Raw genomic sequence first — 25,687 nt, forward strand, 5'->3', positions numbered from 1 at the left:
TTCGATCCAGCAGGCAAGCCTGGCTCTGAAAAACCAGGCTTGCCGGTCAATCACGTCGCCACGTTCAGGTATTTCCCCACGGGGGCGACATCATCCAGCGAGTATTGTCGACTGAGGTTGGCGATCATCCTGTTCAGCGCTTCACTGACATTGGTCTGGTCGGTGGAGCTGTCGCTGGTGCGGTTGGCCTGTACCGCGCTGGTCAGTTCGCTGGTGCCGGTGTTGCTCTGACCATCGGCGTCGAGCTGGCTGAACAACGCCTCACTGGAGGCCTGTTGTGGCGGTGGCGGGGGGAGGCTGGCGGCGAGTTCGTCGAGGCTGACGGTACCGTCTTCATTCTCGTCCAGAGCCGAGAACAGTTCCTGGCTGTCGGCAGTGCTGCCGGCGCTCGCCAGACCATTGCTCAGCTCCTCGCTACTGACCTCGCCATCACCGTCGGCGTCCAGGGCGCTGAGCAGCGCATCGGCCAGTTCAGTCGTCGGCGCCTGGTCCCGTGGCGGCGGAGGCGGTGGCGCCATCGCGGCTATCTCATCACTGCTCAGGTCACCGCTGCTGTCGCTGTCCAGGTCGCTGAAATTGTCGCTCAGGCTGACCAGGATGCCGTCGTCACTCTTCTGCGACAGGGCCGTGCTCAATTCTTCCTGATCGACCGAGCCGTCGGCGTTGCTGTCGAGTTTGCTGAGCAGCTCCTTTTGAAACTGCTGGCTGCGGGCACTGCTGGTCGCGGTACTGCTGGTGCTGGTATAGGGCGAGTAACTGCTGACGCTACCGATCATGGGCGCTCTCCTTGGGCTGGAATGCCGGTGGGTGCACCGGCTTATGCAGCGTCGGCGGGGCAGTTGTCGTGGGTGTGTGGAGTTTGTACCGGCGGGTGTACAAACTCAGCCCCCGGCGCGGCTCCCACATGGGATTGAGGTGGTTTCAGGCGCGGGGCAAGCGGATCACTGCCGTCAATCCACCCCCTGGCGTTTCTTCCAGGCTCAATTGCCCGCCCAGGCGTTCGGCGGCTTCCCGGGCGATGGTCATGCCCAGGCCGACACCGCCGGAGTTGCGGTTGCGTGAGCCTTCCAGGCGATAAAAGGGCTCGAACACTGCTTCGCGTTTATCCGCCGCAATCCCGGGGCCGTGGTCAATCACCCGAATCACTACCTGGTCGCGCTGGTCTTGCAGCGAAATCAACGCATGGCCGGCGTAGCGCAAGGCATTGTCCATGAGGTTGTTGATACACGAGCGCAACGCCATCGGCTGCACCTGTAACGGCGCGCAACCACCGCTGGCTTGCACGTCGGCACCCTGGTCCTGGGCGTTTTCGCTCAGCGATTCCACCAACGCCTGCACGTCCATCCATTGCAGCGCTTCGCTGGTGCGTTGCTCGTGCAGGTAGGTGAGGGTGGCGTCGAGCATGCCAATCATATCGTTCAGGTCCTGACGCATCTGGCCCTGCAGCTTGATGTCATCGATCTGTTCCAGGCGCAGCTTGAGCCGTGAAAGCGGAGTGCGCAGGTCATGGGATACCGCACCGAGCATGCGCGAACGCTGCTGCACCTGCTCGCGAATTCGCTGTTGCATGAGGTTGAACGTATGGGCAGCCTGGCGGGCCTCCCGAGGGCCGGTTTCTTCCAACGGTGGGCTGTCGAGGTTTTCGCTCAGGCGTTCGGCGGCATCGCTCAGGCGCTGGATTGGCCGGGTCAGCAGTTTGGCGCCGTACCAGGCGGCGACGATCAGGCACACAAACTGAAACGTCAGCGGTACCACCGGCCCACCGAACCATGGGCGCGCAGGGCGGTTGGGTGGGGGCCCCGTGGGCCCAGGGTGCTGGCCTTGCCGGGAAAATTCGGGGGGTGGTCCCAAAGGCGGTTTGTCGTATTGAGAAAACCAGGCAAAGGCCAACAGGTGCGCCAGGACGATCGCCAGTAACAGCACGCCAAACAGGCGGCCGAACAAGGTGTCGAGGCGCAAGCGCATCAGCCGATGTCCCGGGCGTCGAACAGGTAGCCTTCGCCGCGCACGGTCTTGATCAGTTGCGGCGCCTTGGGGTCGTCACCCAGCTTTTGGCGCAGGCGCGACACCAGCAGATCGATGCTGCGGTCGAACGCCTCGATGGAGCGCCCACGGGCGGCGTCCAGCAACTGTTCGCGGCTCAGTACCCGGCGCGGTCGTTCGATGAATACCCACAACAGCCGGAACTCGGCGTTGGACAGCGGCACCACCAGCCCGTCGGCGGAGATCAACTGGCGCAGTACGCTGTTGAGTCGCCAGTTATCGAAGCGAATATTGGCCCGTTGCTCGGCGCGGTCGTCGCGTATCCGGCGCAGGATCGTCTGGATCCGCGCCACCAGTTCCCTGGGTTCGAACGGCTTGGCCATGTAATCGTCGGCGCCCAGTTCCAGGCCGATGATGCGGTCGGTGGGCTCGCACCGGGCGGTGAGCATCAGGATCGGGATGTCCGATTCGGCGCGCAGCCAGCGACACAATTGCAAGCCGTCTTCGCCCGGCAGCATCAGGTCGAGCACAACCACGTCGAAATGCTCGGCCTGCATCGCCCGGCGCATGGCCGCGCCATCGTTCACGCCGCTGGCGCGTATGTTGAAACGGGCCAGGTAGTCGATCAGCAGCTCGCGGATCGGCACATCGTCATCGACGATCAACGCCCGGGTACTCCAGCGCTTGTCATCGTCGGGCGCTTTTTGATCGTCAGAATTTGCAACAGGGGTGTTCTGCATGGATGCATCATCTGCCAGATAGGCTGCCAACCGCAAAGAAGGCGGCGAGGTTGAGGCTTCAGCATAGGCTTCGTGCCGCTAGGCGTGAAGCGCTGAAAGGACGGGGGTGCGGCGCCAGACGGTAGCGTGCCGGCGTGTTGTGCGCGTGTCATGAGTGTATCGACTTCGACACAAAGGCCGGCATCGTCCATGCTGTCCGGACGCGATGAGGATTTACCGATCATCGGGTCCCGCACGGGCGCTGGTTCCGCTACAATGCGCGCCGATTTCGACTTGCCTGAGAGCCCACTCATGTCCGCCTGCCAGACGCCCATCATCGTTGCCTTGGATTTCCCTACCCGTGACGCCGCCCTGAAGCTGGCCGACCAGTTGGACCCCAAGCTGTGCCGGGTCAAAGTCGGCAAGGAGCTGTTCACCAGTTGCGCTTCGGAAATTGTCGGGACCCTGCGTGACAAGGGTTTTGAAGTATTCCTGGATTTGAAATTCCACGATATTCCCAATACCACCGCCATGGCCGTCAAGGCGGCCGCCGAAATGGGGGTGTGGATGGTCAACGTGCATTGCTCCGGCGGCCTGCGCATGATGGCGGCCTGCCGTGAAGTGCTGGATCAGCGTAGCGGGCCGAAGCCGTTGCTGATCGGCGTGACCGTGCTGACCAGCATGGAGCGCGAGGACTTGGCCGGTATCGGCCTGGATATCGAGCCTCAGGAACAGGTGCTGCGCCTGGCGGCGCTGGCGCAGAAGGCTGGCCTGGACGGTCTGGTCTGCTCGGCCTTGGAGGCCAGCGCCCTGAAAGCGGCGCACCCGTCGCTGCAACTGGTGACGCCGGGGATTCGCCCGGCGGGCAGCGCCCAGGACGATCAACGCCGCATCCTGACCCCGCGTCAGGCACTGGATGCCGGTTCCGACTATCTGGTGATCGGTCGACCGATCAGCCAGGCGGCTGATCCGGCCAAGGCACTGGCGGCGGTAGTCGCCGAACTGGCCTGATCAGATCTGAAGATCCCTTGTGGGAGCGGGCTTGCTCGCGAAAGCGGTGTGTCAGTTGGCAAAAATGGCGCCTGACAATCCGCCTTCGCGAGCAAGCCCGCTCCCACAGGTGTTTTTGTGACTAGACCTTCAATACCAACTTCCCGAAATTCTCCCCACTGAACAATTTGGTCAGCGTCTCGGGGAATGTCTCCAGTCCTTCAACGATGTCTTCCTTGCTCTTGAGCTGCCCCTTGGCCATCCAGCCGGCCATTTCCTGTCCGGCGGCGGCGAACTGAGAGGCGTAGTCCATGACCACGAAGCCTTCCATGCGCGCCCGGTTGACCAGCAGCGACAGGTAGTTGGCCGGGCCTTTCACCGCTTCTTTGTTGTTGTACTGGCTGATGGCACCGCAGATCACTACGCGGGCCTTGAGGTTCAAGCGGCTGAGCACCGCATCGAGGATGTCGCCGCCGACGTTATCGAAGTACACATCCACGCCTTTGGGGCATTCGCGCTTGAGACCGGCATGGACGTCTTCATTCTTGTAGTCGATGGCGCCATCGAAGCCCAGTTCATCGATCAGGAATTTGCATTTGTCGGCCCCGCCGGCGATGCCCACCACGCGGCAACCTTTGATCTTGGCGATCTGCCCGGCGATGCTGCCCACCGCACCGGCGGCGCCCGAGAGCACTACTGTCTCGCCGGCCTTGGGCGCGCCCACGTCCAGCAGGGCGAAATAGGCGGTCATGCCGGTCATGCCCAATGCTGACAAGTAGCGCGGTAATGGCGCCAGTTTCGGATCGACCTTGTAGAAACCTCGCGGCTCGCCGAGGAAATAATCCTGCACACCCAGCGCACCGTTGACGTAGTCACCGACCGCGAAGGCCGGGTTGTTCGAGGCGACTACCTGGCCTACGCCCAAGGCGCGCATCACTTCTCCAATGCCTACCGGCGGGATGTAAGACTTGCCTTCGTTCATCCAGCCGCGCATGGCCGGATCCAGGGACAGATATTCGTTCTTCACCAGAATCTGGCCGGCTGCCGGCTCGCCGACCGGTACTTGCTGATAGGTGAAAGTCTCGCGGGTCGCAGCGCCTACCGGGCGTTTGGCGAGCAGGAACTGGCGATTGGTCTGGGCAGTCATGGCTGGCACTCAAGATGAATGAAGCCTTGTTGATAGACCTTCGAAGCGTTTGTCGCAAGGTTTGCTGATGCAGCGAATGCAGTTTGATCGAGCCCAGTGATAATGGCGCCGGGGCTGTTATCACTGGCACCCATGAATACTCAAACGGCAATTGGATAGTGCTGCCGCATCGTCCGGACCTGTGACTAGACTGGCGTCATCTCCCGCACTCTTCGAGGATTTGACAATGAGCATGACGTTTTCCGGACAGGTCGCCGTGGTCACGGGCGCAGCCGCGGGCATTGGCCGTGCGACCGCCCAGGCATTTGCGGCAGAGGGCCTGAAAGTGGTGGCGGCCGACCTGGACGTGGCGGGCGGCGAAGGCACAGTGCAGTCGATTCGCGAGGCGGGCGGTGAAGCGCTGTTCGTGCGCTGCGACGTAACGCTGGAAAGCGACGTGCAGAACCTGATGAGCGAAGTAATCAATGCCTATGGCCGCCTGGATTACGCCTTCAATAACGCCGGGATCGAAATCGAAAAGGGCAAGCTGGCCGACGGCACCCTCGATGAGTTCGACGCCATCATGGGCGTCAATGTGAAGGGCGTCTGGCTGTGCATGAAGTATCAATTGCCTTTGCTGCTGGCCCAAGGGGGCGGTGCCATCGTTAATACCGCCTCGGTGGCGGGTCTGGGGGCGGCGCCGAAGATGAGCATTTATGCAGCGTCCAAGCACGCGGTGATCGGCCTGACCAAATCGGCGGCGATTGAATACGCCAAGAAGAAAATCCGCGTGAACGCGGTTTGCCCGGCGGTAATCGACACCGACATGTTCCGTCGTGCCTATGAAGCGGATCCGAAAAAAGGTGAGTTCGCCAACGCCATGCACCCGGTAGGACGCATCGGCAAGGTCGAGGAGATCGCCAGCGCGGTGCTGTATTTGTGCAGCGATGGCGCTGCATTCACCACCGGTCATTCATTGGCGGTGGACGGCGGCGTCACGGCTTTCTGAAGAACGTTGTATTTAGCGTGTAGGACTAGGCCCGCACTTGTTGTGGGCTTTTTCTTTGGGGGTTAAAAATGCCCCGTGTCAGCCCCTGAATGTGTTTCAAAGGGTGAGAATCGACCGTTTTGGTGACGTTGTCGTACATCGTCCAGAGACGGCCTGTGCTTAACTGTTTCCAGAGATAAAACAGTTGCTTAGGAGCTTGGTTACTCATGGAGTTGAGAATCGACCGGCAGGCCCTGGTGCCTGTCGTGCAGCAAATTGTCGACGCGCTGGCCGGCTGGATTCGACAGGATGCGGTGCAACCGGGAACCCGACTGCCCTCCATTCGCCAATTGGCCCGGGAGAATTTGCTCAGTCAGTCCAGTGTCAACGAGGCGTGTGAACGCCTGGTGGCCCAAGGGGTGTTGGCGGCGCGCCATGGTTCGGGTTTTTTTGTCGCGCCGCCTCCGTCGTCCAGCTACGAGCCCTCCGACAAAGACTGGCTGGAAGACACGCAGATCACCCAGGAAAGCGTGCCCCATAGTTCGCAGTGGGAACTGACGCTGGGCTGTGGCGGGCTGCCCGAGAGTTGGCGCGAAAGCGATGATCTGGGCTACGCGATCCGTCAGGTCACCCGCACCGATATGGCAGGGCTGTTCAGTTACAGTACGCCGATGGGGCTGCCCGCTCTGCGGGAGCAACTGTCCAGGCGCCTGAAACAATTCAATATCCACGCCGATAAAAACCTGATCCTGACCACCACGGGCGCGACCCACGGTCTGGACCTGATTGTGCGCACACTGCTTGAGCCTGGATGCTGCGTTGTGGTGGAGAGTCCGGGGTATTCGAAGCTGTTCGACCTGCTCAGGTTTCATGGCATCGACATGATCGAACTGCCCAGGACTCCGCGCGGCCCGGACGTCGATGCACTCCAATGTCTCTTGGCGACGCATCGGCCCAGCGCTCTGTTCGTCAACAGCGCCTGCCACAACCCGACCGGCAGCAGCCTGGCCCCGGTCGTGGCCCAGCAACTGCTGCAACTGGCGAAAAAGCACGCCATGTTGGTGGTCGAAGACGATGTCTATGCCGACTTCCAGAACTCAACCCGGACCCGACTGGCAGCGCTGGATACCGACGTGGTGTACGTGGGCAGCTTCTCGAAAACCCTGAGCAGCTCATTGCGAGTCGGTTTCGTCGTGGCCGGATCGTCTGTCATCGCACGCTTGAGGGACGTCAAGGGCATTACCAGCATGGGCAGTTCACGCTTCTGTGAGTCAGTGCTGGCCAATCTTCTGGCCAGCGGCGCCTATCGCAAACTGGTCCAGCGTCAGCGCCAGCGTTTGAGTGCCGACATGGCAGCGGTGTTGCAGGTGCTGGAGGATGCGGATTGGGAAGTGTTTGGCAGGCCGGCCGGCGGACTGTTCATTTGGGCGCGTCCACCGTTATGCGACTACGCTGCATTGCAGCGCTTGGCCAAGCGGTTCGGTGTGGTGCTTTCTTCTCGTACAGCGTTCAGCCCGTCGGGTGCTGTCAGCGACTGGCTGCGGATCAACGTGGCCCACGCCTGCGATTCGAGGGCCCAGGCATTCTTCCGCGCGGCGGCTCTGGATCGACCTCAATTGTCCTGAAAACGACGGCGCTGTAGCTTTTTGCCATTATTCCGACGCCAGCATCTTGTGTTACAGGGCATCTCGTTGCGAATCTGCAATCAACACACACTGGCAGAGGACTGGGCGCAATGATTTCGGCCGTGCAAAGACGTTTTGCCAACCTGGGTATGGCAAAGAAACTGGGCCTGGGGTTTGTCCTGGTGCTGCTGCTTACCGCCGTGGTGGCGGCCATCGGTGTCTGGTCCCTGCAGACCATCAGCTATCGTTTCGATGGCCTGAAACAGATGTCATCCCTCAATAGCGGCTTGCTCAAGGTCCGCCTGCTTGAGCAGGAATACGCCTTGCGCTCGGACCCGAAAACGGTCGATGCCTTGCGGCTGGGCGTGGACGGACTGATTGCCCAGGCCAACGAGCTCAAGGCGCAATCGGCGGCCAACGTGCCGGTGATGAACGACGTGGAGCAAGCCTTGGCGGCTTATCGCAAGGCGTTCGACGAATTCGTCGAGTTGAGCCAGAGCAAGGATCTGGCACTGGAAATGGCCAGTTGGTCAGTGTCCAGCGTTGCCAATAACCTGGATGTGCTGCAAGCGGGCCTGGCAGATGATGGCGCTTATACCCTGAAAGAGTCCGAAGGCAAGGAGGGCGGCGAGTTCATCGAGCAAGCCAATCAGGTCAGCGAAGTGTCACGGTTGATGTTGCAGGCCATGAACGAAGCGCGGGTACGCCTGGATCAAAGCCGCAAAGGTTCTGAAGAGGGCGGGCAGGGCACTATCGAACAGGCCGAGCAAGCCATGAAGCAGGCCGAGGTGCTCAAGACCACCGTCAAGGACCCGGGATACCAGACCGTGCTTAACGAAGTGGCCGGGCATATCGCTGGTTTCAACGAAAAACTCGCTGAATACACCGGCCTGCTGGCCCAGGAGAAAATCGTCTACCAGCAACTGCACGAGCGTGCCTCCCAGGTAGTGGAGCGGGTTGACCAGGCTTACACCGCCGAGGATGGTGCCATGCAGACGGAACTGAAGAAGAATTCGCTGCTGATCATCGGCTCGTCGGCCCTGGCGCTGCTGGTGGGACTGATTGCGGCCTGGGTCATTACCCGGTTGATCGTCGGGCCGTTGCGCAGCGTCATCCGTGTTGCACAGCAGATTGCCTCGGGCGACTTGAGTGCAACGGTGCAGGTGACGCGCCAGGATGAGATCGGTCAACTGATGCTCGCCATGCAACAGATGGGGGCGGGCCTGAGCAGTATCGTCAGCGGTTTGCAGGCCGGTATCGAACAGTTGGCCAACTCCGCCCAATCGCTGTCGGCCGTGACCGAGCAGACCAACCTGGAGGTCAGCAGCCAGAAGGAGGAGACCGAACAGGTCGCCACGGCCATGAACCAGATGACCGCCACCGTGCACGACGTGGCGCGCAATGCCGAAGAGGCGGCCCAAGCGGCCCAGACCGCCGACGATAAGGTTGAAAGCGGTCAGCAGGTGGTGCGTCAGAGCATGGTGCGCATTGAACAATTGGCCGACTCGGCCACTTCAGCCAGCAGCAGTATCGAAAGCCTCAGCGCTGAGATCCAGAACATTGGCACGGTGTTGAGCGTGATCAAGAGCGTGGCTGAGCAGACCAACTTGCTGGCGCTCAATGCGGCCATCGAAGCGGCCAGGGCCGGTGAGCAGGGCAGGGGCTTTGCGGTGGTGGCCGATGAAGTGCGGGCCTTGGCCAAGCGCACGCAACAGTCCACCGAGGAAATCGAACGCCTGGTGAGCGCCTTGCGCTCAGCAGCCCAGACCTCCGTGCAGCAGATCCAGAGCAGTGGCGAGCTGGTGAAGATGGCGGTCAGTGATGCCCTGCAAACCGAAAGCGCCCTGGGGAGCATTGCGGCGGCGGTGTCGCTGATCCAGCAGATGAATCAGCAAATTGCGGCGGCGGCCGAGCAACAGAGTTCGGTGGCTGAAGAGATCAACCGCAGTGTCACCAGCATCCGCGCCAGTGCCGATCAATCTTCCCTGGCGATGCAGGGCAATGCCGCGTCGAGCATTGAGCTGGCGCAGCTAGGGGTTGAGCTCAAGGGGATGGTGGGGCATTTCAGGCTGTGAGCTGTCGACGGACCCTGTGTAGCGAGGGGATAAATCACCTCGCTACACAGGAGTCAGGCTTGAGAGCCTAACCCGAATATCAGTCGTAAACCTTCTTCTTCTTCCACTCGTCGTTTACTTCGGCGTCCTTCAGCCCTTCGGTCAACTGGTTGACTTCGCCTTCGACTGGCTGGGTGCTGGCCAGAACCATGGCATTGGCGCGGGCCAGGAGTTTTTCCAGGTAGTCCAGTTGTTCGGCATAGACCTGCGGTTCCTGTTGCTTGCGCAGGTACTGCACACCCCGTTCGAACGCCAGGCGGGCCTGCCCCGGTTGTTCTTGCTGCAAGGCGTGTTGGCCGAGATTATTGAAGAACTCGATGTGCAACAGCACCAGGATGTGTCGCACTTCGCGGATCCAGCGCTTGGCTTCGTTGGGCGGCAGGAAACCATCCTGGGCGGCGCGGGTAATCTGACCATGAAGGGCCTCGAGCAGAAACCGCACATCCTTGGCCTTGGCTTCGGTCTGGATCGGTGCCGGTGGGTTGTTCACCGGAATCGATTCACCCTGTGCGGCCAGCGCATTCAGTTCGTCCAGGCGCGCCTTGACCGCCGTATTGGTTTTCTCCAGGTTCAGCAGGCGCTGACAGACGTTGATCTCAAGACGCGTGATCAACAGCTTCAGGGCCGGGGTCATCAATTGTCCGGGAAAGGTTTCAGTGAGCTCGCCACAACGACGCAAGCGGTCGTTGAGTTCAATCTTGGTACGGGCCTTTTCCAGCTTGTTGTTTTCCACCACATGGTTCATGTAGCCAATGGCGATCAACAGTGCGATCCCGGCTACGACGAGCAGGGTGATCATGAGTGGTGTCACCGGTAAGACCTCTTTATTGGGGTTCGCATATCAAGAGTGTAGTGGCTTGGCTTTTAAGCGCATAGGCCTGTGCGATGCGATTAGACAGGCGTGGCGCTGCGTATGGAAGTGCGGCGAATATGGATGCACATTGCCACTATTTGTCGGACACGACTATAACGTCTTGGCGGATGACAGAATATAGGCGCCAGAGACCGGACGGGCAAAATGTGCGAACAGCCCCTAAACCGGGCGAAGTCATTGATTTAAATAAATTTATATCTGGGGGTTGACGACCCAGCAATCCATCCATAGAATGCGCGCCACTTACAGCGTAAAGCACTTAGCCAAACGCGATAAGCAGTGAATGTTGTACGTGTGTCCCCTTCGTCTAGTGGCCTAGGACACCGCCCTTTCACGGCGGTAACAGGGGTTCGAGTCCCCTAGGGGACGCCAATGCGGGAATAGCTCAGTTGGTAGAGCACGACCTTGCCAAGGTCGGGGTCGCGAGTTCGAGTCTCGTTTCCCGCTCCAATTTTAAACAGCGTTGCCTTCGGGCAGGGCTGAGTGAAACCAGAACCGATATCTTCGGGTACGGATCTGGGTACTGGAACACACACCATGTGTTCCGGGTAGCGTGTCCCCTTCGTCTAGTGGCCTAGGACACCGCCCTTTCACGGCGGTAACAGGGGTTCGAGTCCCCTAGGGGACGCCATTTGCGGGAATAGCTCAGTTGGTAGAGCACGACCTTGCCAAGGTCGGGGTCGCGAGTTCGAGTCTCGTTTCCCGCTCCAAATTCAAAAAAACGCCGCTCATTGAGCGGCGTTTTTTTTCGTCCGTGAAAAAGCGCGCTTCAATCTTCGAGGCTCTCCACCAGGCTCTCAAGTGCGTCTGCACGCTCGTTTTCCGGCAGATCGGGAGCGGGAATCACTGTTCGCATCTGCCGCGCCAGGCGGTATTCACTGGGTGTGCAGTTGGCGTACTGCTTGAAGGCGCGGGCGAAGTAGGAGGGATCCTTGAACCCGGCCTCATAGCCGATGCTGGTGATAGGCATCTGGCTATTGTCGAGCAGTTCCTTGGCAAAGCTCATGCGTTTGTTCAGCACGTAATCGGTGAAGCCAAGCCCGTTGGCTTCCTTGAACACGCGGCTGAAGCGAAACGTGGTCATACCGCATCGCTTGGCCAGGTCCCGCTGATCGATGCTGTCGCGAAAATGTTGGTCGATGTACAGCATGATATGGCTCAGGGCCTGGTGTTTCTGGTGCCCCGAGGTCAGGCGGATGCTGTCTGGCAGGGTTGGCGCGTGGTCGATCAACGAAGTCTTGCGCGGGCCACAGGTGTGGCGGCGTAACTCGCATAATTGCACCAGGGCAGTCAGGTAGCGCTTCCTCTCTGTGGCTGACAGGGGCAGTACCATGTATTCCCACACACTCGAGCGCATGGCCCAGACGGCCAGTTCTTCGGAGTGCTGCACGGTGAACATGGTGATGGGAGTGGCAGGGACGGTGCGTTTGATCTCCAGCAACCGCCTCAGGCCCGGCGTATCCGGGCGATCGAAATGGATGCAGATCATGTCCGCCTGTTCCCCGCCGGGCAGCAGGGCATCTTTTGCCTGGGTGCAGTCGCAAGTGTCCTCGAACTGGCTGACAAGTTCCGGGGTGGACCGATCGTGAGTCAGATCGAACCACAACAGCTTTGGCTTTCTAGTCAGATTCGATGGCATGTGCTTACCACTCAGCGTTGCGACTGCCCTTAAGCTAGCAGTATTGCCAATGTGCCATCACTTCGCCGAATAATTTTTTATAAAAAGCCGGTTTTTTAAGCGCCGTATGCTCAGAACGCCAGAGCGCGAATCGTTGCGAGTTGCAATCGCAAGGCATGCCTGGCTCCCCCCGCAAAATAATCCTAGCGATGTGCAAAATCCTCCTAACGGCTATCCCTACCCGCTGACTAGGGTTGCATCAGGCAGTTGCAAATGTACTGCCTCTGAAAACAACCCTGATGAGGTGCGCAAAATGACTCTTCAAACAATCAAGGCTTCGGTGCTGAAGTTCGCCAAAGATGAAGACGGCCTGACCATTGTGGAATACGCCGTGGCCGGTGGGTTGATTACGGTGTTGGTGGCCGCCGCCTTCGTTCTTCTGGGCGGTGCCGTGAATACCAAGATCCGCGCGCTGTGCCAGGCCGTCAACGGCAACGTTGCCTGCTGATAGCGATAACTGCGCGGGGACACGGCCGCTTTCAAGGAAGCCTCGCTTGCGACTCTTTTGCTGTGAGTACAACGATTCATTCAAATGGACTTGGCGTTGTCCCCGACAACTCAGTTCATGGCGTTACAACCTTTATTCAAAGGTGAGGTGAAAAAAATGACTCTGCACACAATAAGAACTTCGATCAGCCGGTTCGCCAAAGATGAAGATGGCCTGACCATTGTGGAATACGCCGTCGCGGGAGGTTTGATCACGGTGTTGGTGGCGGCAGCCTTCGTTCTTCTGGGCGGCGCGGTGGACACCAAGATCCGTGCGCTGTGCCAGGCCGTCAACGGCAACGTGGCCTGCTAACGATAACTGCAACAGGGAGACGCGCCATGTCCATGGAATTGCTGGTGTCGACGGTGCTGCTGCTAGGACTGCTGGGTGTGGCGGTGGTGAGCGATTTGCTTCGCCACCGCATCCCCAACACGCTGGTCCTGTTGGGCCTGGCCTTGGGTTTGGCCGGTCAGACTTATACAGGCGGGATCAGCGGAACGGGCGACAGCCTGCTGGGCATGCTGGTCTGTTTTGCGCTGTTTTTGCCCATGTATGCGGTGGGTGGCATGGCCGCCGGAGACGTCAAGTTGATGGCCATGGTGGGCAGTTTCCTGCCGGTTCATTACGCATTGTGGGCTGCGCTGTTCAGCCTGATTGCTGGTGGCGTGTGCGGTTTTCTGATCGTGCTGGCCCGCGGTCAGTTGCTCCAGACCCTCCAGCGTTACTGGCTGATTGTGCGGGCCCAGGCTTACCTGGCACCTACCGCGGATGAAGTGGCCGGCAAACCTTTTCCTTATTCGATCGCGATCCTGATCGGCACCTTGAACAGCGTCTACTGGCAGCTGATTGCCGATGGCTGGGGAGTCTAGTCATGCACGTCATCAACGATAGTGATGCCTACCCCAGTGAACGGGAAGCGGTGCAACGCCTGGCACCTCAGCCATGCACGATTCAAGACACCGGCCTGACCGACAGTTTTCTCGGCGAGCTGGTCTGCAAGCATCTGCACGACGCCGGTGTGTTGGACCTGCCGCGGCTGGTGGAACGCCTGGCGCTGACCGGCGCGGTACTGGAAGAAGTCCTGGCGTTCCTGCGCAAGGACGGTCGTGTCGAAGTGCTCGGCCAGCTCGGGCAAACAAGTGTGCAGGCCTTGCGTTACGGCCTGACCGAACGTGGCCGCAGTGCCGCCCGCGATGCCCTGTCTCGCAGTGGCTATATCGGTGCGGCACCTTTTCCGGTGAGTAGCTATCGGTCCCTGATCAAGATCCAGACCATTCACCATGGGCGTATCACCGCCACCGACATGCAACGGGCCCTGGCCGGCATGGTGCTGTCGCAAGGCATGCTCGATCAGTTGGGTGTGGCACTGAATTCAGGGCGGGCGATCATGATTTACGGCCCGGCGGGCACGGGTAAGACCTATGTCAGCAGTCGTCTTATCCGGCTGTTCGCCGAGGCCATCTGGGTGCCCCATGCCATCGTCATCAATGAGTCGGTGATCGAGATCTATGACCCGCAAGTGCATCAGCGCCTGGATGACAAGAGTCAATCGAACAATCTGATGCTCAATGAAGGCATCGACCGTCGGCTGCTGTGCTGCAAACGCCCGATTGTCATCACGGGCGGCGAGTTGAACATGGAGCAGTTGGATGTTCGCTACGACCCCTTTACTCGCCAGTACCAGGCCGCGTTGCAGCTCAAGGCCAGCAACGGCCTGTTCATCATCGATGACATGGGACGCCAGCGCATGGCGCCGGCCGAATTGCTCAACCGCTGGATCGTGCCGATGGAAGAAAAGCGCGACTTCATCAACCTGGGCGGCGGTCGCCATTGCGAATTGCCGTTCGATCTGGTCCTGGTGTTTTCCACCAACCTCAACCCCCTGGAACTGGCTGACGAGGCCTTTCTGCGCCGCATTGGCTACAAGGTGCAGTTCGGTTACCTCAAGCCCGAAGAATACGAGCGCATCTGGCGCCAGGAGTGCGAACGTCTGGGCATTCCCCATGACCCGCTGCTGGTGCGCTATGTGCTGCAGCAGCTTTATGCCGGCGAGGGCATGCCGCTGGTGCCTTGCCATCCCCGTGACCTGTTGAACATGGCGCTCGACCGCCAGCGTTACCTGGGCGGTTCCGGGCCCCTGTTGCCGCAAGAGCTGGAATGGGCCTGGCACAACTACTTCGTTCAGCTCGACTTCCTTTGAATCGGAGATACCGACATGAGCTCTCGTACGCTTTCGCTGATTGGCGTTTCCCTGGTAATGGGCCTGGGTGCCGCATGGATGGCTGACTCCTGGCTGAGCGCACGACTTAACGCCAAACCCGATGACCACTTGCGAAGTGTGGTGGTCGCCACCGTACCAATTCCCTTCGGGCAAATGGTCGAGGCCCAACAGGTCACGACCGTGCGCATGCCCATGGATACGATCCCGGACGATGCCTTTGACTCCAGCGAACAGGCCGTGGGCAAGATCGCAACGTTCGACATTCTGCGCGGTGACATCGTGCGGGGCGCGCGTCTGAGTGAGCACCTGGGTGGCAGCACCCTGGCGTCTCTGATCGATCCTGACAAACGCGCCATATCGGTACGGGTCGATGATGTGGTCGGTGTGGGTGGGTTCCTGTTGCCGGGGAACCGGGTCGACGTGCTGGCAACCAAGACCACCAGCGCCGGCAGTAACAACGCCGTGTCCCGGACCATTCTTGAAAACCTGCGGGTGCTGGCGGTGGATCAGACGGCGGGCACCGACAAGACCCAGCCGGTGGTGGTAAGGGCCGTGACGCTGGAAATGTCGGCCACTGAAGCGGAGGCCCTGGTGACTGCGCAGACCGAAGGCAAGTTGCAACTGGCCTTGCGTAACCCGCTGAACCTGGAGAAAAAAACCGTGGTCATGGCGCCCCCTCCGGCTCCGGTGATGGCGGTGGCGACTGCTGCGGTGCCAAAGCCCGTGGTGCAGCGCAGCCCCAAAGCGCAGGCCAGCGGGATCACGGTGATCCGTGGAGTTGAAAGCAGCGTCGTCAACGTTCACTGAAACGCGTAGAAAAATGCCTGGTCCCTTCGGCCATGGCGATGCCGATCCTCACGTGTCGGCAAACGAGGGCTCGATCATGAATCCCAGTATCCGGCAGCCTGTCACTGCGACGTCTCGGCGCCAGGAAGGAGCAGTGAGTGTATTGATGGTGATCGCGTTAATGGCGATTTCCATGATGGCGGCATTGGCCCTGGATGGCGGACACATGCTGCTGAACAAGACCCGTCTGCAAAATGCCGTGGATGCCGCGGCCCTGAGCGGCGCCAAGACCCTGAGCCAGGTGACGGGAGGGCTCAACATGGCCAGCACGACTCGGGCCGCTGCCCTGGACACGCTGACACGCAATGCCGACGCTGCGGGCAACGCTGAACTGGCAACCGCTGTCGCCGGCAATCCGGCTGCGTTCGCCGCAGTGGAGCTGGCCAGCAGCGTTTATGGCCCGTTCTCCTATCCCGGGCCGGCGGATGCCAAATACGTGCGAGTGTCGGTGTCCAGCTATCGGTTGAGCGGTTTTTTCTGGAGTTTCGTTCAAACGATGGGCAGTGCCGGCCTGGGCAACAAGGCCGTGGCGGCGATCGCCACCGCAGGCCCCAGCCCGACGGCTCCGTGTGATCTGGCGCCCTTGATGGTCTGCGGCGACACCAGCCAATACGACCCGGCTGCCGGAAATTTCTGGAGTTACCGCTTTGGCGACCTGACGGTGCTGAAGACGGCCGCGGGCAACACGTCGCCCATTGGCCCGGGCAATTTCCAACTGCTCGATTTCGGCTCCGGCGGCAGTGCCGTGCGCGAAGACCTGGCGGGCGGCGGTTCGGTCTGCCGCAGTGTCGGGGACAACGTCCAGACCGCACCGGGCAACAAAGCCGGCCCAACTTCCCAGGGCTTGAACACGCGATTCGGTATCTATAACGGTCCGGTCAGTTCTTCGGACTATCCACCCGACCTGGTCACCACTTCGAGCAACCCGGCGATGACCTATAACGATTCGCTCTCCCAGGCGCAATACAAAGGACAGCCCATTACTTCGAGCAGCGGTGATCTCTCGGCCGGCGGCGAGGCAATACTGGACTACAACGACTGGCGAACAGCGGTTGCCGCCTGTGTGGCCGGAGCTGGCAATGGCTGTGAGAGCAACGGGGTTTTCGAACGGCGGATGCTCAAGATCGTGATTGGTGACTGCACCGGCAAACTGAGCGGTTCTACCTCGATTCCTGTCTTGGGTTTTGGCTGCTATTTCGTCGTGCAACCGGTGAATGGCGGAGGTTCGGACTCCATTATTTTTGGTCAGTTCGTCCAGGAATGCGAAGGCGATAATGTGCCCGGCCCCACGCCGGTCAGCGATACCGGGCCGCAGGTCATTCAGCTCTACAAAACCTATCTCAACGGCAGCGGCACTCCGAGCACCGACTCGTAGGAGGCGTCATGAGACTTGCCCATTTCAAACCCGCGCAGGCCCAGCAAGGCGTGGCGCTGGTGGAATTCACCCTGGTGCTGCCGTTGTTGCTGCTGCTGTTGCTGGCTTTTGGCGAGTTCGGCCGCATGCTCTTCCAATACAACGTGCTGCTACAGGCCAGCCGTGATGCCAATCGATTCGTCGCCAGCCAGGCCTGGAATACCACCCTGGGCACCATTGCCCTGAACAACACGCTGCAGACCCAGACGAAAAACGTCGCGGTGTATGGCACCCCGAGCCAGGCCGGCACCGCTGTGGTGGCCGGGTTGACCACGGCTAACGTGGAGGTCGCGGCGGTGGGGGCTGACCATGTGCGTGTCACCATCACCTACACCTTTTGCCCGGTGATTGGAGCGGGCAATTGCGGCGGAACAATTCCCGGTTTTTTCGGCAGTGCCATTGCGCTGGGTATCCCACTGGTCGCGACCACCGTCATGAGGGCGTTGTGATGAACAACAAGCACATGCAAGGCACCTATATCGTGGAGTTCGCCTTCGTTGGCCTGCTGGTGTTCATCCTGCTGTTTGGCGTGGTGGAGATGGGCCGGCTGTATTTCACCGCCAATGCCTTGGATGAGGCCGCGCGGCGCGGTGCGCGTCTGGCGGCGGTGTGCAACATCAACGATCCGGTGGTGTTGCGCCGGGCCATCTTCAACGCCGCGACGGACGCAGGCACCAGCCAATTGATCAGCAGCCTCGCCACCTCGAACCTGGCGCTGACCTATCTGGATGTGAACGGCGCGGTGGTGGCGAACCCCGCCGACACGGTCAGCGCCAACGGCTTCCGCGCTATCCGTTACGTCCAGTTGAGCGTGCAGAACTTCGTTTTCAATCTGTTCATTCCTGGGTTTGGCGTGCCCATTACCTTGCCCACATTCAGGGCGACCTTGCCACGCGAAAGCCTTGGGCGTCATTCCGATTCCGGGGAGATCACACCATGCTGAATACCAGGGAAACTCCACTGTCGACCGTCACCGGCAAAGCCGGGCTGCGGTTACTGATCAGCAGCCGTGACGCTTCGTCCCTGCGCGACTTGCAATGCGTCTGCCAGCGCATGCCTTGCCTGGAAGTGAGCACGCGCCTGGTGAGCAACGGCCATGTCGATCCGCTCTATGGCCTGGAGCGAATGCCCGATCTGCTGTTGTTGCGGGTCAGCCACTTGTGGCGCGAAGAGCTGGCGGCGTTGCTGCAGCGGCCTGCCCATGAGCGTCCACCGATGCTGGTGTGCGGTCTGATGGGCGAGCAGGAAGGCATGCGGCTGGCAATGCAGGCCGGTGCCCGGGACGTGCTGCCCGAGCCTTTCGCCGAGACGGAACTGGTGGCCGCCCTGAATCGTCTGGTTGCGGAGGTCCGCGTCGGCCACGGCGCCGAAGGCAAGCTGGTCGCCGTGATCGGCGCCAAGGGTGGTTCCGGTGCAACGCTGGTGGCCTGCAACCTGGCCCAGCAACTCAGCGCCCAGGCAGGTACCACTCTGCTGCTGGATATGGACCTGCAATTTGGCAGCGTGACCCACTATCTGGATGTGGCCCAGTCCCATAGCCATCTGCAAGTGCTGCAACAGGTCGAGGACCTGGACAGTATCGCCCTGCGGGGTTTTTGCAGCCACTTCAGTCCGACCTTGCACGTGCTAGGTGGCCGTAGCGGCGAGTTGTGCCTGCCACAGGACGCCCAGCCGGAACAACTCGACGCCTTGTTGCAATTGGCCCGTGCCAGCTATGACTGGGTGGTAGTGGACCTGCCGCGTCAGATCGACCACCTCACCGGCTCTGTGCTGGAGCAGGTCGACCGGGTCTACGTGGTGGTTCAACAAAGCGTCAGCCATCTGCGCGATGCCAGCGCCCTGGTGCGGATTCTTCGCGAGGACCTGGGCGTGCGCGGGGACCAGTTGCAGGTGGTGGTCAACCGCTATGACAAGGCGGCTGCGGTCAGCCTCAAGGATGTCGCAGAAGCCCTGCGGTGCACCAATCTGTCGAAATTACCCAATGACTTCAACCTGGTCAGCCAGAGTCAGAACACTGGCGTGCCGTTGGGGCTGCATGCGCCGAGGGCGGCCATCACCGTTGCCCTGCGCGATTTGACCGAAGACCTGGTCGGTCACCAGATGGCCGCAGACAAAGGCCTGCTCAAACGTGCCTTCAACCGTTTTTTCGGGGGATGACCCATGATCAGCGACTTCCGCAACCGCTTGCGTAAACAGTCCGGTAAACCGGCCATTGAACTGGCTGGCGACAGCCTGCCGGATCCGACAGAGCAATTGATGGCCTGGGAGCATGCCATCCCCGACGTGCTCTACGAAACCCGTAGTCAGGTCACCCCGGTGGAAGCCCAATGGCGGGAAAAAATCTACCAGCAACTGCTCAAGGTCATGGACCTGTCCTTGCTCGACTCCCTCGAGCAGGCCGAGGCGGCGAGGCAGATACGCGATATCTGCCAGCGTTTGCTCGATGAGCATTCGGCGCCGGTAAGCTCCGCCAGCCGTCAGTTGATCATCAAGCAGATCACCGACGAAGTGCTCGGGCTGGGGCCTTTGGAGCCGTTGCTGGCCGACCATAGCGTGTCCGACATCCTGGTCAACGGTTTTGCCTCGGTCTATGTCGAGCGCTTCGGCAAGCTGCAAAGAACCGACGTGCGCTTTCGCGACGACCAGCATCTGCTGAACATCATTGATCGCATCGTCTCCAGCCTGGGCCGGCGTATCGACGAGTCGTCCCCTTTGGTGGACGCCCGGCTCAAGGACGGCTCGCGGGTCAACGCAATCATCCCGCCACTGGCCATCGACGGTCCGAGCATGTCGATCCGTCGTTTTGCGGTGGACCTGCTCAACACTGACAGCCTGATCCAGGTGGGCACCATGACCCCAGCCATTGCCTTGTTGCTCAAGGCGATTGTCCGTGGGCGCTTGAATGTGCTGATTTCCGGCGGCACCGGCAGTGGCAAGACCACCATGCTCAACGTACTGTCCAGTTTCATCCCTCACAACGAACGCATCGTTACCATCGAGGACTCGGCCGAACTGCAACTGCAGCAACCTCACGTGGTGCGCCTGGAAACCCGTCCTTCGAACATCGAGGGGCGCGGCGAGGTCAGCCAGCGGGAACTGGTGCGCAACAGCCTGCGGATGCGTCCGGACCGCATTGTCATCGGCGAAGTGCGCGGCGCCGAAGCGCTGGACATGCTCACCGCCATGAACACCGGCCACGATGGCTCGTTGACCACAATCCACGCCAATACCGCGCGCGATGCCTTGGGGCGAATCGAGAACATGGTGTCGATGACCGGCGCGACTTTTCCGATCAAGGCCATGCGTCAACAAATTGCCTCTGCCATCGATGTGGTGATCCAGCTGGAGCGTCAAGAAGACGGCAAACGTCGTGTGGTGAGCATGCAAGAGATCAACGGCATGGAAGGGGAGATCATCACCATGACCGAAATTTTCTCTTTCACTCGCCAAGGCATCGGGGAAAACGGCGAGGTGCTGGGGGATTATCGGCCCAGCGGCATGATCCCGGCCTTTCGCGACGTGTTGGCCAGGCGCGGCATCGAGTTGCCGCTGACCCTGTTCCGCCCTGAGTGGATGGAGGCTCGGACGTCATGAACAACATCCCCAGTGAGTTCATCCTGATTTTTCTCGCCATGGTGTTCATCGCCGTCTTCCTCCTGTCCCAGGGCGTGGTGGTGCCGGTGTTCGGCGAGGCCGGCAAAATGCGCAAGCGCATCCGTGGGCGCCTGCATGTGCTGGAGAAAGCCAACCATCTGCCCAACATGCAGACCGTGTTGCGGCAGAAGTACCTGACACGCTTGTCGCCCCTGGAAGCCCGGCTTGAACAATTGCCGTTCATGGCCAACCTGACCCAGTTGATCGAGCAGGCCGGCCACGAATACCGGGCCTATCGGGTAATGGCGCTCGGCCTGGCCCTGGGCGTAGCGGCCGGTGCCGTGGTGTTGATGTTCTGGCCGGTGTGGTGGATGGCGCTGCTGGCGGCCTTTGCGGTGACCTGGCTGCCGGTGCTGAAGATCATGCGTGATCGTAGCAAGCGCTTCGCCGCCTTCGAGGAAGGCTTGCCGGATGCGCTGGACGCCATGTGCCGGGCCTTGCGCGCCGGGCACCCGTTCAACGAAACCCTGCGCCTGGTTGCCGAGGAGCACAGGGGGCCGGTCGCCCAGGAGTTCGGCATGACCTTCGCCGACATCAACTATGGCAACGATGTGCGCCGGGCCATGCTCGGGCTGTTGGAGCGCATGCCGAGCATGACGGTGATGATGCTGGTGACCTCCATACTTATCCACCGCGAAACCGGCGGCAATCTGACCGAAGTGCTGGAGCGCCTGAGCCGCTTGATCCGCGGACGCTTCCGCTTCCAGCGCAAGATCCGGACCTTGTCGGCGGAAGGGCGCATGTCGGCCTGGGTGCTGGTGGCGATCCCTTTCGTGCTGGCGATCGCCATTGTGCTCACCAGCCCCAGCTACATGCCGGTGCTGATCAACGACCCTATAGGCCACAAGCTGATCATGTTCGCGTTCGGCGCCATGTTGCTGGGGATTCTCTGGATCCGAAAAATCATCCGGATCCAGGTTTAAGCGCCCTTGCGGCGAGAGGTATCAGTCATGGATTTTCTGCTCGGGTTGTTCAGTCGGTTTACGGGAAACGAGGAGGCGGCACGGCTGTTGTTCATCGCCGTGATCGGTCTCAGTACGGTACTGGCGGTCGTCGCCATGATCTTGCTGATGCTCGGCCTGCAGGACCCGGTGCAACGGCGTCTGGCGCTGATCAAACGGGGATATTCCGGCAGCACGCAAGGGCAGGAGGCGCCAGGTAACCTGCAACTCTTGCTGGAGCGGGTCGGCCAGCGGTTCGCAGCGACTGACCCGGCCCAGGCCAGCGCCACCCTGACCCTGCTCACACACGCCGGCTACCGTTCCGCATCGGCGGTGCAGATGTACTGGGCCGTGCGCCTGATGCTGCCGTTGCTGCTGCTTGGCGTTACGTTACTGCTGCTGCCGCTGATCAAGGTGTCCTTGATTGTCGGTTTGCTGGTGGCGACCTTGATGGCGGGTATCGGATGGTTGCTGCCGGCGCTGTACGTCGGCAAGCGTAAGCAGGCGCGACAAGCGCGGCTGCGGGCGGCATTTCCCGATGCGCTGGACCTGATGGTGGTGTGCGTCGAGTCAGGCCTGGCTCTGCCCACCACCATAGAACGGGTGGCCGAAGAGATGTCGGTCAGCCAGGTTGAGCTGGCCGAAGAGCTGGCCCTGGTGAACGCGCAGATCCGCGCGGGTATCACCAGCACCGACGCTCTCAAGCAACTGGCCCTGCGCACCGGCCTGGATGATATCCAGGGGCTGGTCAGCCTGTTGGCCCAGAGCATCCGCTTCGGCACCAGCGTGGCCGATACCCTGCGTATCTACGCTGATGAGTTTCGTGACCGGCGCACCCAGGCGGCCGAGGAAATGGGGGCCAAAATCGGTACCAAGCTGATCTTTCCGCTGATCTTCTGCCTCTGGCCAAGCTTCTTCCTGGTCGCCATCGGCCCCGCCATGATTGGCGTGTTCAGGGCCTTTGGAAATATGTAGAGGGGCATACGGTCCCGGTTGTACAAGCCTGTGGCGAGGGAGCCTGCTCCCGCTCGAGCAGCGCTGCAGCCCCGGTTTGCGGCTGCTGCGCAGCCCAGCGGGAGCAAGCTCCCTCGCCACGATAGTGACAGTCTGAAAGCCAACACTCAGCCAGGCACACAAGGGTTTTTGATCGTTCCCACGCTCTGCGTGGGAATGCATCCCGTGACGCTCTGCGTCACCTTCCAGAAGCGGAACGCGGAGCGTCCCTGGCGACATTCCCACGCAGAAGCGTGGGAACGATCGAAGTCCATACCCAACCGAACTCCAACGCCCGTGGCGAGAGGGTTGATCCCCGTTGGGCCGCTTAGCGGTCCTGAAACCGGGGATTGGCGTCTCACCCATTGGCCGGACCCGCGCAAGACTCAGTTCGCATGGGCGGTTGTTTCCTGAAGGGCTGCGCACTCCCGCGGGGGATAGGGCCCCGCGCCACAAACAGGCGCGTTCGGCGTGATGCAAGGCAGAGCAAAAGATCGCAGCCTTCGAAAAGGCCTACACCGGATCGGATGTAGGTATTGTCGAAGGCTGCGATCTTTTGTTTTCCACTGTGTTTCAGTTGCTGCTGGTGATTTCCCCACCCGAGTCCTGTTCGAAGAATTCCGGGATCGGGTAATTGAAGCTATTGAGCCAGCGCTGCATGGCCAATTCCCGTTCGGCGGCCGAGGCGGTTTGCAGGTGGGTTGAGGCCACCACCCCGCGAATCTGCAGCTGCATCCAGCTCTCCGTGCCCTGTTGCGCAGCCGAAGAGGGCCCGGGTTCAATGGCCCAGGCGGTGGCGGACAGGCAAGTCATGCACACGATCAACAATTGTCTGGTTTTCATCTCTTGGACTCCTCGTATGGCGCTACTTGACCGCATCGGATGAGGCGTCGGCCACATCGCTCAAGCGGTTCGCGGGGGATGTCGCCCCGGTAGGGGCCGAGCCTCTGATTTTTTCCGCCCGGGCTTGAGCATCTGCCACTTGTTTGGGGCTCAGGTTGGCCATGTTTGCCAGTTCGGCTGCCTGCTTCCAGTTGTCCTGGTAAATCAGCAGCGTCACCATGTTGAAGGCGGCCAGCGAGTCTGACTGTCTGAGCTCCATGGCGGTCATGAACTCGAAGCGGGCTTCAGGGATCCGTCGCTGATTGAGATAGACAACTCCCAGGTCATTGCGGATTTTTCCTTCGGTGGGGGACATTTTCACAGCGCGCTCAAGGTGTTCGGTGGCGCCAGCATGATCATGCCTGGCGGCAGCCAACTGGCCGAGGCCATGCTCGCCATCAGCGGCCAGGCAAGTGCCGAGTAGGCTCTGGTACAACGGCTCTGCCTCGTTACGTCCCATCAGACGCAGCACTCGCGCCTTGCGCAGGCGGACCTGGACCAGATCCTCCGGCAGACCTTCGAGGTTCGCCAGGCTGGCATACAAACGTCCGTCATTGGCCATGTCATCGGCCAGGTTCAGCGCCAGTTCCTGATCGGAGCCTGGCTTGATGCAACTGGTCGGACGTGAAGCCACGCCGTTGCTGGCGCAGCCGACCAGCAGCACCGTTGCGGCTATCGCGATCACCGCTTTCATTGAATGTCTCCTCGTATCAGGTTGAACACGTGGACGCTTGCACCTCAGGCCCCGGCTCATTGGGACAGCCCGTTACGGTTGTCGAACTCGCCGTTTTCAAGGAAGTACATGCGGTAGAAGTTCGGGTCGTAATTGCGCAGCTGTTCGCCCGGCAACGTCGGTAGTTGTGCGTCGGCGGCCAAGGGTTGGACCAGGTGCGGCGTGACGATCATCAGCAGCTCGCGTTCTTCGCGATTGATGGAGTTATCGCGAAAGAACGCACCGAGAATCGGAACATCGCCCAACCCCGGTAATTTGTTCACCTGAGAGGCATTACGCGTGCTGATCAGGCCGCTGATGACAAAGCTTTCGCCATCGGCCAGGGCAATACTGGTATCGGTACGGCGTACGGTGAGCGCCGGAACCAGCGTGCCGGCGATGTTCACCGCGTTGGTGAAATCCAGTTCACTGACTTCCGGTGCCACCTTGAGCATGATGCGGTTGGTTCCGACGACGGTGGGCGTCAAGGTCAGACGGATACCGAATTCCTTGTACTCGATGGACACGTTGTCGCTGCCGGCACTGGGCACCGGGATCGGCACTTCGCCGCCGGCCAGGAAGCTCGCGCTCTGCCCGCTCAGGGCCACCAGGCTCGGCCGCGCCAGGGTGTAGGCAAAGCCACTGCCTTCCAGCGCATTGATCATCAGCAGGGTTTGTCCGGTGGCAAAGGACAGGTTGAACATGTCGTTGTTGACCGGCAATGAAGGCCGCACCACGCCACCGATGGTGGGCAGGGTTCTCGGCGCGCCGAACAGGAAGTTGCCACGGCTGCCGAAAATAGAGGTTGAAGCTTCCTTGAGCTTGGTCCGACTGACTTCGACGAAACGGATGTCAGTCTGCACTTGGGCAAGCAGCATGGGGTCTTCGGAGGGTACGCTCGCGGCGCTGGTCAGTGCCGAGGTGGCTCTGCCTTTGACGAAGATCATGCTCTGGCGGGGGATTTTTGAGCAGGCCGTCCAGACCATCAGGCTGGTGGCCCCGGGCGCCAGGCCCGTAAGGATGAAGGCATCGCTGCCGCTGGGTTGCACGTCGGCAATTTTCGGGTCGCCCACTGCCAGCTTCGTTACGGGGGCCAGGATACGCAATTCGTTCTGAAGCCCTTGGCCAACCTCGAAGGTCGCCGGCAAATTGTCCAACTGAGCACAATTTGCCGTTGCGGCCTGGGCCGCTTCCAGGCCAAGGCCCATCCAGAACAGACCATGGATCAAGTGCTTTAAAGCGGGCGGGGTACGATAGCTCATGAAGTGATCCTCGACAGAGAGGCCGTCCCTAGGCTTAACAAATGCCTCGGATCACTTAAGGGGCCCGGGCTGCCCCTTGTATTGCACCAGACCATTGAGCGGTGGTGGTGACCGCCTCGTCGCTACAAGCGAGCGAGCGCATCCCACCGGCCTGACTGAATGGCAGGCAGCTTTCGAA

Annotated in this window: 25 protein-coding genes, 4 tRNA genes and 1 pseudogene; 21 read left to right on the forward strand and 9 right to left on the reverse strand. The window is 60.7% G+C overall.

Going from position 1 to position 25,687, the window contains the following annotated elements:
* Positions 1 to 50: 50 nt before the first annotated feature.
* The 3 genes from xopAW to PSEUDOMOFG3G_RS06365 all read right to left on the reverse strand — a co-directional run bounded on the left by xopAW (position 51) and on the right by PSEUDOMOFG3G_RS06365 (position 2,723).
* Entirely contained in the window at positions 51 to 776 is a 726-nt protein-coding gene (gene xopAW, locus PSEUDOMOFG3G_RS06355; RefSeq protein WP_139049443.1) for an EF-hand domain-containing protein, read from the reverse strand.
* 145 nt (positions 777 to 921) lie between these two features.
* Positions 922 to 1,965 (reverse strand): HAMP domain-containing sensor histidine kinase, encoded by a 1,044-nt coding sequence (locus PSEUDOMOFG3G_RS06360; RefSeq protein WP_139049444.1) that lies wholly within the window; start codon positions 1,963 to 1,965, stop codon positions 922 to 924.
* Entirely contained in the window at positions 1,965 to 2,723 is a 759-nt protein-coding gene (locus tag PSEUDOMOFG3G_RS06365) for a response regulator (RefSeq protein ID WP_139049445.1), read from the reverse strand. The genes PSEUDOMOFG3G_RS06360 and PSEUDOMOFG3G_RS06365 overlap by 1 nt, the downstream gene beginning before the upstream one ends.
* 291 nt (positions 2,724 to 3,014) lie before the next feature.
* Between PSEUDOMOFG3G_RS06365 and pyrF the strand changes: the two genes are divergently transcribed.
* Positions 3,015 to 3,713: an orotidine-5'-phosphate decarboxylase gene (pyrF, locus tag PSEUDOMOFG3G_RS06370; RefSeq protein WP_160893102.1), complete on the forward strand. Its 699-nt coding sequence runs from the start codon at positions 3,015 to 3,017 to the stop codon at positions 3,711 to 3,713.
* A 121-nt stretch (positions 3,714 to 3,834) separates the two neighbouring features.
* Here pyrF and PSEUDOMOFG3G_RS06375 read toward each other — a convergent pair whose 3' ends face one another.
* The gene (locus PSEUDOMOFG3G_RS06375; protein WP_047230351.1) at positions 3,835 to 4,839 is read right to left on the reverse strand and encodes an NADP-dependent oxidoreductase; all 1,005 of its coding nucleotides are present in this window, start codon (positions 4,837 to 4,839) and stop codon (positions 3,835 to 3,837) included.
* Between the two features lie 226 nt (positions 4,840 to 5,065).
* Between PSEUDOMOFG3G_RS06375 and PSEUDOMOFG3G_RS06380 the strand changes: the two genes are divergently transcribed.
* The 4 genes and pseudogenes from PSEUDOMOFG3G_RS06380 (at position 5,066) to PSEUDOMOFG3G_RS28315 (ending at position 9,506) form a co-directional block, all read left to right on the forward strand.
* On the forward strand, positions 5,066 to 5,827 hold the full coding sequence (locus PSEUDOMOFG3G_RS06380) for an SDR family oxidoreductase (protein ID WP_047230352.1): 762 nt from the start codon (positions 5,066 to 5,068) through the stop codon (positions 5,825 to 5,827).
* A 206-nt stretch (positions 5,828 to 6,033) separates the two neighbouring features.
* Complete coding sequence (locus tag PSEUDOMOFG3G_RS06385) at positions 6,034 to 7,431, forward strand: PLP-dependent aminotransferase family protein (RefSeq protein ID WP_076383818.1); 1,398 nt, start codon at positions 6,034 to 6,036, stop codon at positions 7,429 to 7,431.
* 989 nt (positions 7,432 to 8,420) lie between these two features.
* A pseudogene (locus PSEUDOMOFG3G_RS28310) lies at positions 8,421 to 8,645 on the forward strand (HAMP domain-containing protein); the annotation flags it as partial.
* Positions 8,643 to 9,506 (forward strand): methyl-accepting chemotaxis protein, encoded by an 864-nt coding sequence (locus PSEUDOMOFG3G_RS28315; RefSeq protein WP_371264151.1) that lies wholly within the window; start codon positions 8,643 to 8,645, stop codon positions 9,504 to 9,506. The pseudogene PSEUDOMOFG3G_RS28310 and the gene PSEUDOMOFG3G_RS28315, both read left to right, overlap by 3 nt.
* A 79-nt stretch (positions 9,507 to 9,585) precedes the next feature.
* On the opposite strand, the gene PSEUDOMOFG3G_RS06395 is transcribed toward PSEUDOMOFG3G_RS28315, so the two are convergent.
* Complete coding sequence (locus PSEUDOMOFG3G_RS06395; RefSeq protein WP_076383820.1) at positions 9,586 to 10,344, reverse strand: hypothetical protein; 759 nt, start codon at positions 10,342 to 10,344, stop codon at positions 9,586 to 9,588.
* A 371-nt stretch (positions 10,345 to 10,715) separates the two neighbouring features.
* On the opposite strand from PSEUDOMOFG3G_RS06395, the gene PSEUDOMOFG3G_RS06400 reads away from it, so the two are divergent.
* The 4 genes from PSEUDOMOFG3G_RS06400 to PSEUDOMOFG3G_RS06415 all read left to right on the forward strand — a co-directional run bounded on the left by PSEUDOMOFG3G_RS06400 (position 10,716) and on the right by PSEUDOMOFG3G_RS06415 (position 11,129).
* Positions 10,716 to 10,791: transfer RNA gene (locus PSEUDOMOFG3G_RS06400), tRNA-Glu, on the forward strand.
* 2 nt (positions 10,792 to 10,793) lie between these two features.
* A tRNA-Gly gene (locus PSEUDOMOFG3G_RS06405) sits at positions 10,794 to 10,869 on the forward strand.
* Positions 10,870 to 10,974: 105 nt separating this feature from the next.
* A tRNA-Glu gene (locus PSEUDOMOFG3G_RS06410) sits at positions 10,975 to 11,050 on the forward strand.
* Between the two features lie 3 nt (positions 11,051 to 11,053).
* A tRNA-Gly gene (locus PSEUDOMOFG3G_RS06415) sits at positions 11,054 to 11,129 on the forward strand.
* Positions 11,130 to 11,188: 59 nt separating this feature from the next.
* On the opposite strand, the gene PSEUDOMOFG3G_RS06420 is transcribed toward PSEUDOMOFG3G_RS06415, so the two are convergent.
* Positions 11,189 to 12,058 (reverse strand): DNA-binding response regulator, encoded by an 870-nt coding sequence (locus PSEUDOMOFG3G_RS06420; protein WP_139049447.1) that lies wholly within the window; start codon positions 12,056 to 12,058, stop codon positions 11,189 to 11,191.
* A 292-nt stretch (positions 12,059 to 12,350) separates the two neighbouring features.
* On the opposite strand from PSEUDOMOFG3G_RS06420, the gene PSEUDOMOFG3G_RS06425 reads away from it, so the two are divergent.
* The 12 genes from PSEUDOMOFG3G_RS06425 to PSEUDOMOFG3G_RS06480 all read left to right on the forward strand — a co-directional run bounded on the left by PSEUDOMOFG3G_RS06425 (position 12,351) and on the right by PSEUDOMOFG3G_RS06480 (position 22,635).
* Positions 12,351 to 12,545 (forward strand): Flp family type IVb pilin, encoded by a 195-nt coding sequence (locus tag PSEUDOMOFG3G_RS06425; RefSeq protein ID WP_008070254.1) that lies wholly within the window; start codon positions 12,351 to 12,353, stop codon positions 12,543 to 12,545.
* Positions 12,546 to 12,701: 156 nt separating this feature from the next.
* Positions 12,702 to 12,896, forward strand: a complete 195-nt coding sequence (locus PSEUDOMOFG3G_RS06430; RefSeq protein ID WP_047228300.1) for a Flp family type IVb pilin — start codon at positions 12,702 to 12,704, stop codon at positions 12,894 to 12,896.
* 26 nt (positions 12,897 to 12,922) lie between these two features.
* On the forward strand, positions 12,923 to 13,453 hold the full coding sequence (locus PSEUDOMOFG3G_RS06435) for a prepilin peptidase (RefSeq protein WP_047228159.1): 531 nt from the start codon (positions 12,923 to 12,925) through the stop codon (positions 13,451 to 13,453).
* Positions 13,454 to 13,455: 2 nt separating this feature from the next.
* Entirely contained in the window at positions 13,456 to 14,784 is a 1,329-nt protein-coding gene (locus PSEUDOMOFG3G_RS06440) for an ATPase AAA (RefSeq protein WP_047228160.1), read from the forward strand.
* A 15-nt stretch (positions 14,785 to 14,799) separates the two neighbouring features.
* The gene (cpaB, locus tag PSEUDOMOFG3G_RS06445; protein WP_139049448.1) at positions 14,800 to 15,612 is read left to right on the forward strand and encodes a Flp pilus assembly protein CpaB; all 813 of its coding nucleotides are present in this window, start codon (positions 14,800 to 14,802) and stop codon (positions 15,610 to 15,612) included.
* 76 nt (positions 15,613 to 15,688) lie between these two features.
* On the forward strand, positions 15,689 to 17,026 hold the full coding sequence (locus PSEUDOMOFG3G_RS06450) for a TadE/TadG family type IV pilus assembly protein (protein WP_373685065.1): 1,338 nt from the start codon (positions 15,689 to 15,691) through the stop codon (positions 17,024 to 17,026).
* An 8-nt stretch (positions 17,027 to 17,034) separates the two neighbouring features.
* Complete coding sequence (locus PSEUDOMOFG3G_RS06455) at positions 17,035 to 17,514, forward strand: TadE/TadG family type IV pilus assembly protein (RefSeq protein ID WP_047228162.1); 480 nt, start codon at positions 17,035 to 17,037, stop codon at positions 17,512 to 17,514.
* The gene (locus PSEUDOMOFG3G_RS06460; RefSeq protein ID WP_047228163.1) at positions 17,514 to 18,008 is read left to right on the forward strand and encodes a TadE family protein; all 495 of its coding nucleotides are present in this window, start codon (positions 17,514 to 17,516) and stop codon (positions 18,006 to 18,008) included. The genes PSEUDOMOFG3G_RS06455 and PSEUDOMOFG3G_RS06460 overlap by 1 nt, the downstream gene beginning before the upstream one ends.
* Positions 18,002 to 19,222: an AAA family ATPase gene (locus tag PSEUDOMOFG3G_RS06465; protein WP_047228164.1), complete on the forward strand. Its 1,221-nt coding sequence runs from the start codon at positions 18,002 to 18,004 to the stop codon at positions 19,220 to 19,222. Before PSEUDOMOFG3G_RS06460 ends, PSEUDOMOFG3G_RS06465 begins: the two co-directional genes overlap by 7 nt.
* Before the next feature lie 3 nt (positions 19,223 to 19,225).
* Complete coding sequence (locus PSEUDOMOFG3G_RS06470; protein ID WP_047228165.1) at positions 19,226 to 20,659, forward strand: CpaF family protein; 1,434 nt, start codon at positions 19,226 to 19,228, stop codon at positions 20,657 to 20,659.
* Entirely contained in the window at positions 20,656 to 21,642 is a 987-nt protein-coding gene (locus tag PSEUDOMOFG3G_RS06475) for a type II secretion system F family protein (RefSeq protein ID WP_047228166.1), read from the forward strand. Before PSEUDOMOFG3G_RS06470 ends, PSEUDOMOFG3G_RS06475 begins: the two co-directional genes overlap by 4 nt.
* Positions 21,643 to 21,669: 27 nt before the next feature.
* Positions 21,670 to 22,635 (forward strand): type II secretion system F family protein, encoded by a 966-nt coding sequence (locus PSEUDOMOFG3G_RS06480; protein ID WP_047228167.1) that lies wholly within the window; start codon positions 21,670 to 21,672, stop codon positions 22,633 to 22,635.
* A 591-nt stretch (positions 22,636 to 23,226) separates the two neighbouring features.
* Here the strand turns inward: PSEUDOMOFG3G_RS06480 and PSEUDOMOFG3G_RS06485 are convergent.
* The 3 genes from PSEUDOMOFG3G_RS06485 to PSEUDOMOFG3G_RS06495 are packed head-to-tail and all read right to left on the reverse strand — an operon-like array spanning position 23,227 to position 25,509.
* Positions 23,227 to 23,496, reverse strand: a complete 270-nt coding sequence (locus tag PSEUDOMOFG3G_RS06485; protein WP_139049450.1) for a DUF3613 domain-containing protein — start codon at positions 23,494 to 23,496, stop codon at positions 23,227 to 23,229.
* A gap of 22 nt (positions 23,497 to 23,518) precedes the next feature.
* Complete coding sequence (locus PSEUDOMOFG3G_RS06490; protein WP_139049451.1) at positions 23,519 to 24,229, reverse strand: tetratricopeptide repeat protein; 711 nt, start codon at positions 24,227 to 24,229, stop codon at positions 23,519 to 23,521.
* A gap of 56 nt (positions 24,230 to 24,285) precedes the next feature.
* Positions 24,286 to 25,509 carry a type II and III secretion system protein family protein gene (locus PSEUDOMOFG3G_RS06495; RefSeq protein WP_047228170.1) on the reverse strand — a complete coding sequence of 408 codons (1,224 nt, stop codon included), beginning with the start codon at positions 25,507 to 25,509 and terminating at the stop codon, positions 24,286 to 24,288.
* Positions 25,510 to 25,687: the final 178 nt, after the last annotated feature.

This window comes from Pseudomonas sp. FG-3G (assembly GCF_901007645.1).
Lineage (GTDB): Bacteria > Pseudomonadota > Gammaproteobacteria > Pseudomonadales > Pseudomonadaceae > Aquipseudomonas > Aquipseudomonas rhizophila.

Excerpts from the sequence above, each read along its gene's own strand:
- xopAW (WP_139049443.1), bottom strand. The coding sequence starts at position 776 with ATGATCGGTAGCGTCAGCAGTTACTCGCCCTATACCAGCACCAGCAGT.
- PSEUDOMOFG3G_RS06360 (WP_139049444.1), bottom strand. The coding sequence starts at position 1,965 with ATGCGCTTGCGCCTCGACACCTTGTTCGGCCGCCTGTTTGGCGTGCTG.
- PSEUDOMOFG3G_RS06365 (WP_139049445.1), bottom strand. The coding sequence starts at position 2,723 with ATGCAGAACACCCCTGTTGCAAATTCTGACGATCAAAAAGCGCCCGAC.
- pyrF (WP_160893102.1), top strand. The coding sequence starts at position 3,015 with ATGTCCGCCTGCCAGACGCCCATCATCGTTGCCTTGGATTTCCCTACC.
- PSEUDOMOFG3G_RS06375 (WP_047230351.1), bottom strand. The coding sequence starts at position 4,839 with ATGACTGCCCAGACCAATCGCCAGTTCCTGCTCGCCAAACGCCCGGTA.
- PSEUDOMOFG3G_RS06380 (WP_047230352.1), top strand. The coding sequence starts at position 5,066 with ATGAGCATGACGTTTTCCGGACAGGTCGCCGTGGTCACGGGCGCAGCC.
- PSEUDOMOFG3G_RS06385 (WP_076383818.1), top strand. The coding sequence starts at position 6,034 with ATGGAGTTGAGAATCGACCGGCAGGCCCTGGTGCCTGTCGTGCAGCAA.
- PSEUDOMOFG3G_RS28315 (WP_371264151.1), top strand. The coding sequence starts at position 8,643 with ATGGGGGCGGGCCTGAGCAGTATCGTCAGCGGTTTGCAGGCCGGTATC.
- PSEUDOMOFG3G_RS06395 (WP_076383820.1), bottom strand. The coding sequence starts at position 10,344 with ATGATCACCCTGCTCGTCGTAGCCGGGATCGCACTGTTGATCGCCATT.
- PSEUDOMOFG3G_RS06420 (WP_139049447.1), bottom strand. The coding sequence starts at position 12,058 with ATGCCATCGAATCTGACTAGAAAGCCAAAGCTGTTGTGGTTCGATCTG.
- PSEUDOMOFG3G_RS06425 (WP_008070254.1), top strand. The coding sequence starts at position 12,351 with ATGACTCTTCAAACAATCAAGGCTTCGGTGCTGAAGTTCGCCAAAGAT.
- PSEUDOMOFG3G_RS06430 (WP_047228300.1), top strand. The coding sequence starts at position 12,702 with ATGACTCTGCACACAATAAGAACTTCGATCAGCCGGTTCGCCAAAGAT.
- PSEUDOMOFG3G_RS06435 (WP_047228159.1), top strand. The coding sequence starts at position 12,923 with ATGTCCATGGAATTGCTGGTGTCGACGGTGCTGCTGCTAGGACTGCTG.
- PSEUDOMOFG3G_RS06440 (WP_047228160.1), top strand. The coding sequence starts at position 13,456 with ATGCACGTCATCAACGATAGTGATGCCTACCCCAGTGAACGGGAAGCG.
- cpaB (WP_139049448.1), top strand. The coding sequence starts at position 14,800 with ATGAGCTCTCGTACGCTTTCGCTGATTGGCGTTTCCCTGGTAATGGGC.
- PSEUDOMOFG3G_RS06450 (WP_373685065.1), top strand. The coding sequence starts at position 15,689 with ATGAATCCCAGTATCCGGCAGCCTGTCACTGCGACGTCTCGGCGCCAG.
- PSEUDOMOFG3G_RS06455 (WP_047228162.1), top strand. The coding sequence starts at position 17,035 with ATGAGACTTGCCCATTTCAAACCCGCGCAGGCCCAGCAAGGCGTGGCG.
- PSEUDOMOFG3G_RS06460 (WP_047228163.1), top strand. The coding sequence starts at position 17,514 with ATGAACAACAAGCACATGCAAGGCACCTATATCGTGGAGTTCGCCTTC.
- PSEUDOMOFG3G_RS06465 (WP_047228164.1), top strand. The coding sequence starts at position 18,002 with ATGCTGAATACCAGGGAAACTCCACTGTCGACCGTCACCGGCAAAGCC.
- PSEUDOMOFG3G_RS06470 (WP_047228165.1), top strand. The coding sequence starts at position 19,226 with ATGATCAGCGACTTCCGCAACCGCTTGCGTAAACAGTCCGGTAAACCG.
- PSEUDOMOFG3G_RS06475 (WP_047228166.1), top strand. The coding sequence starts at position 20,656 with ATGAACAACATCCCCAGTGAGTTCATCCTGATTTTTCTCGCCATGGTG.
- PSEUDOMOFG3G_RS06480 (WP_047228167.1), top strand. The coding sequence starts at position 21,670 with ATGGATTTTCTGCTCGGGTTGTTCAGTCGGTTTACGGGAAACGAGGAG.
- PSEUDOMOFG3G_RS06485 (WP_139049450.1), bottom strand. The coding sequence starts at position 23,496 with ATGAAAACCAGACAATTGTTGATCGTGTGCATGACTTGCCTGTCCGCC.
- PSEUDOMOFG3G_RS06490 (WP_139049451.1), bottom strand. The coding sequence starts at position 24,229 with ATGAAAGCGGTGATCGCGATAGCCGCAACGGTGCTGCTGGTCGGCTGC.
- PSEUDOMOFG3G_RS06495 (WP_047228170.1), bottom strand. The coding sequence starts at position 25,509 with ATGAGCTATCGTACCCCGCCCGCTTTAAAGCACTTGATCCATGGTCTG.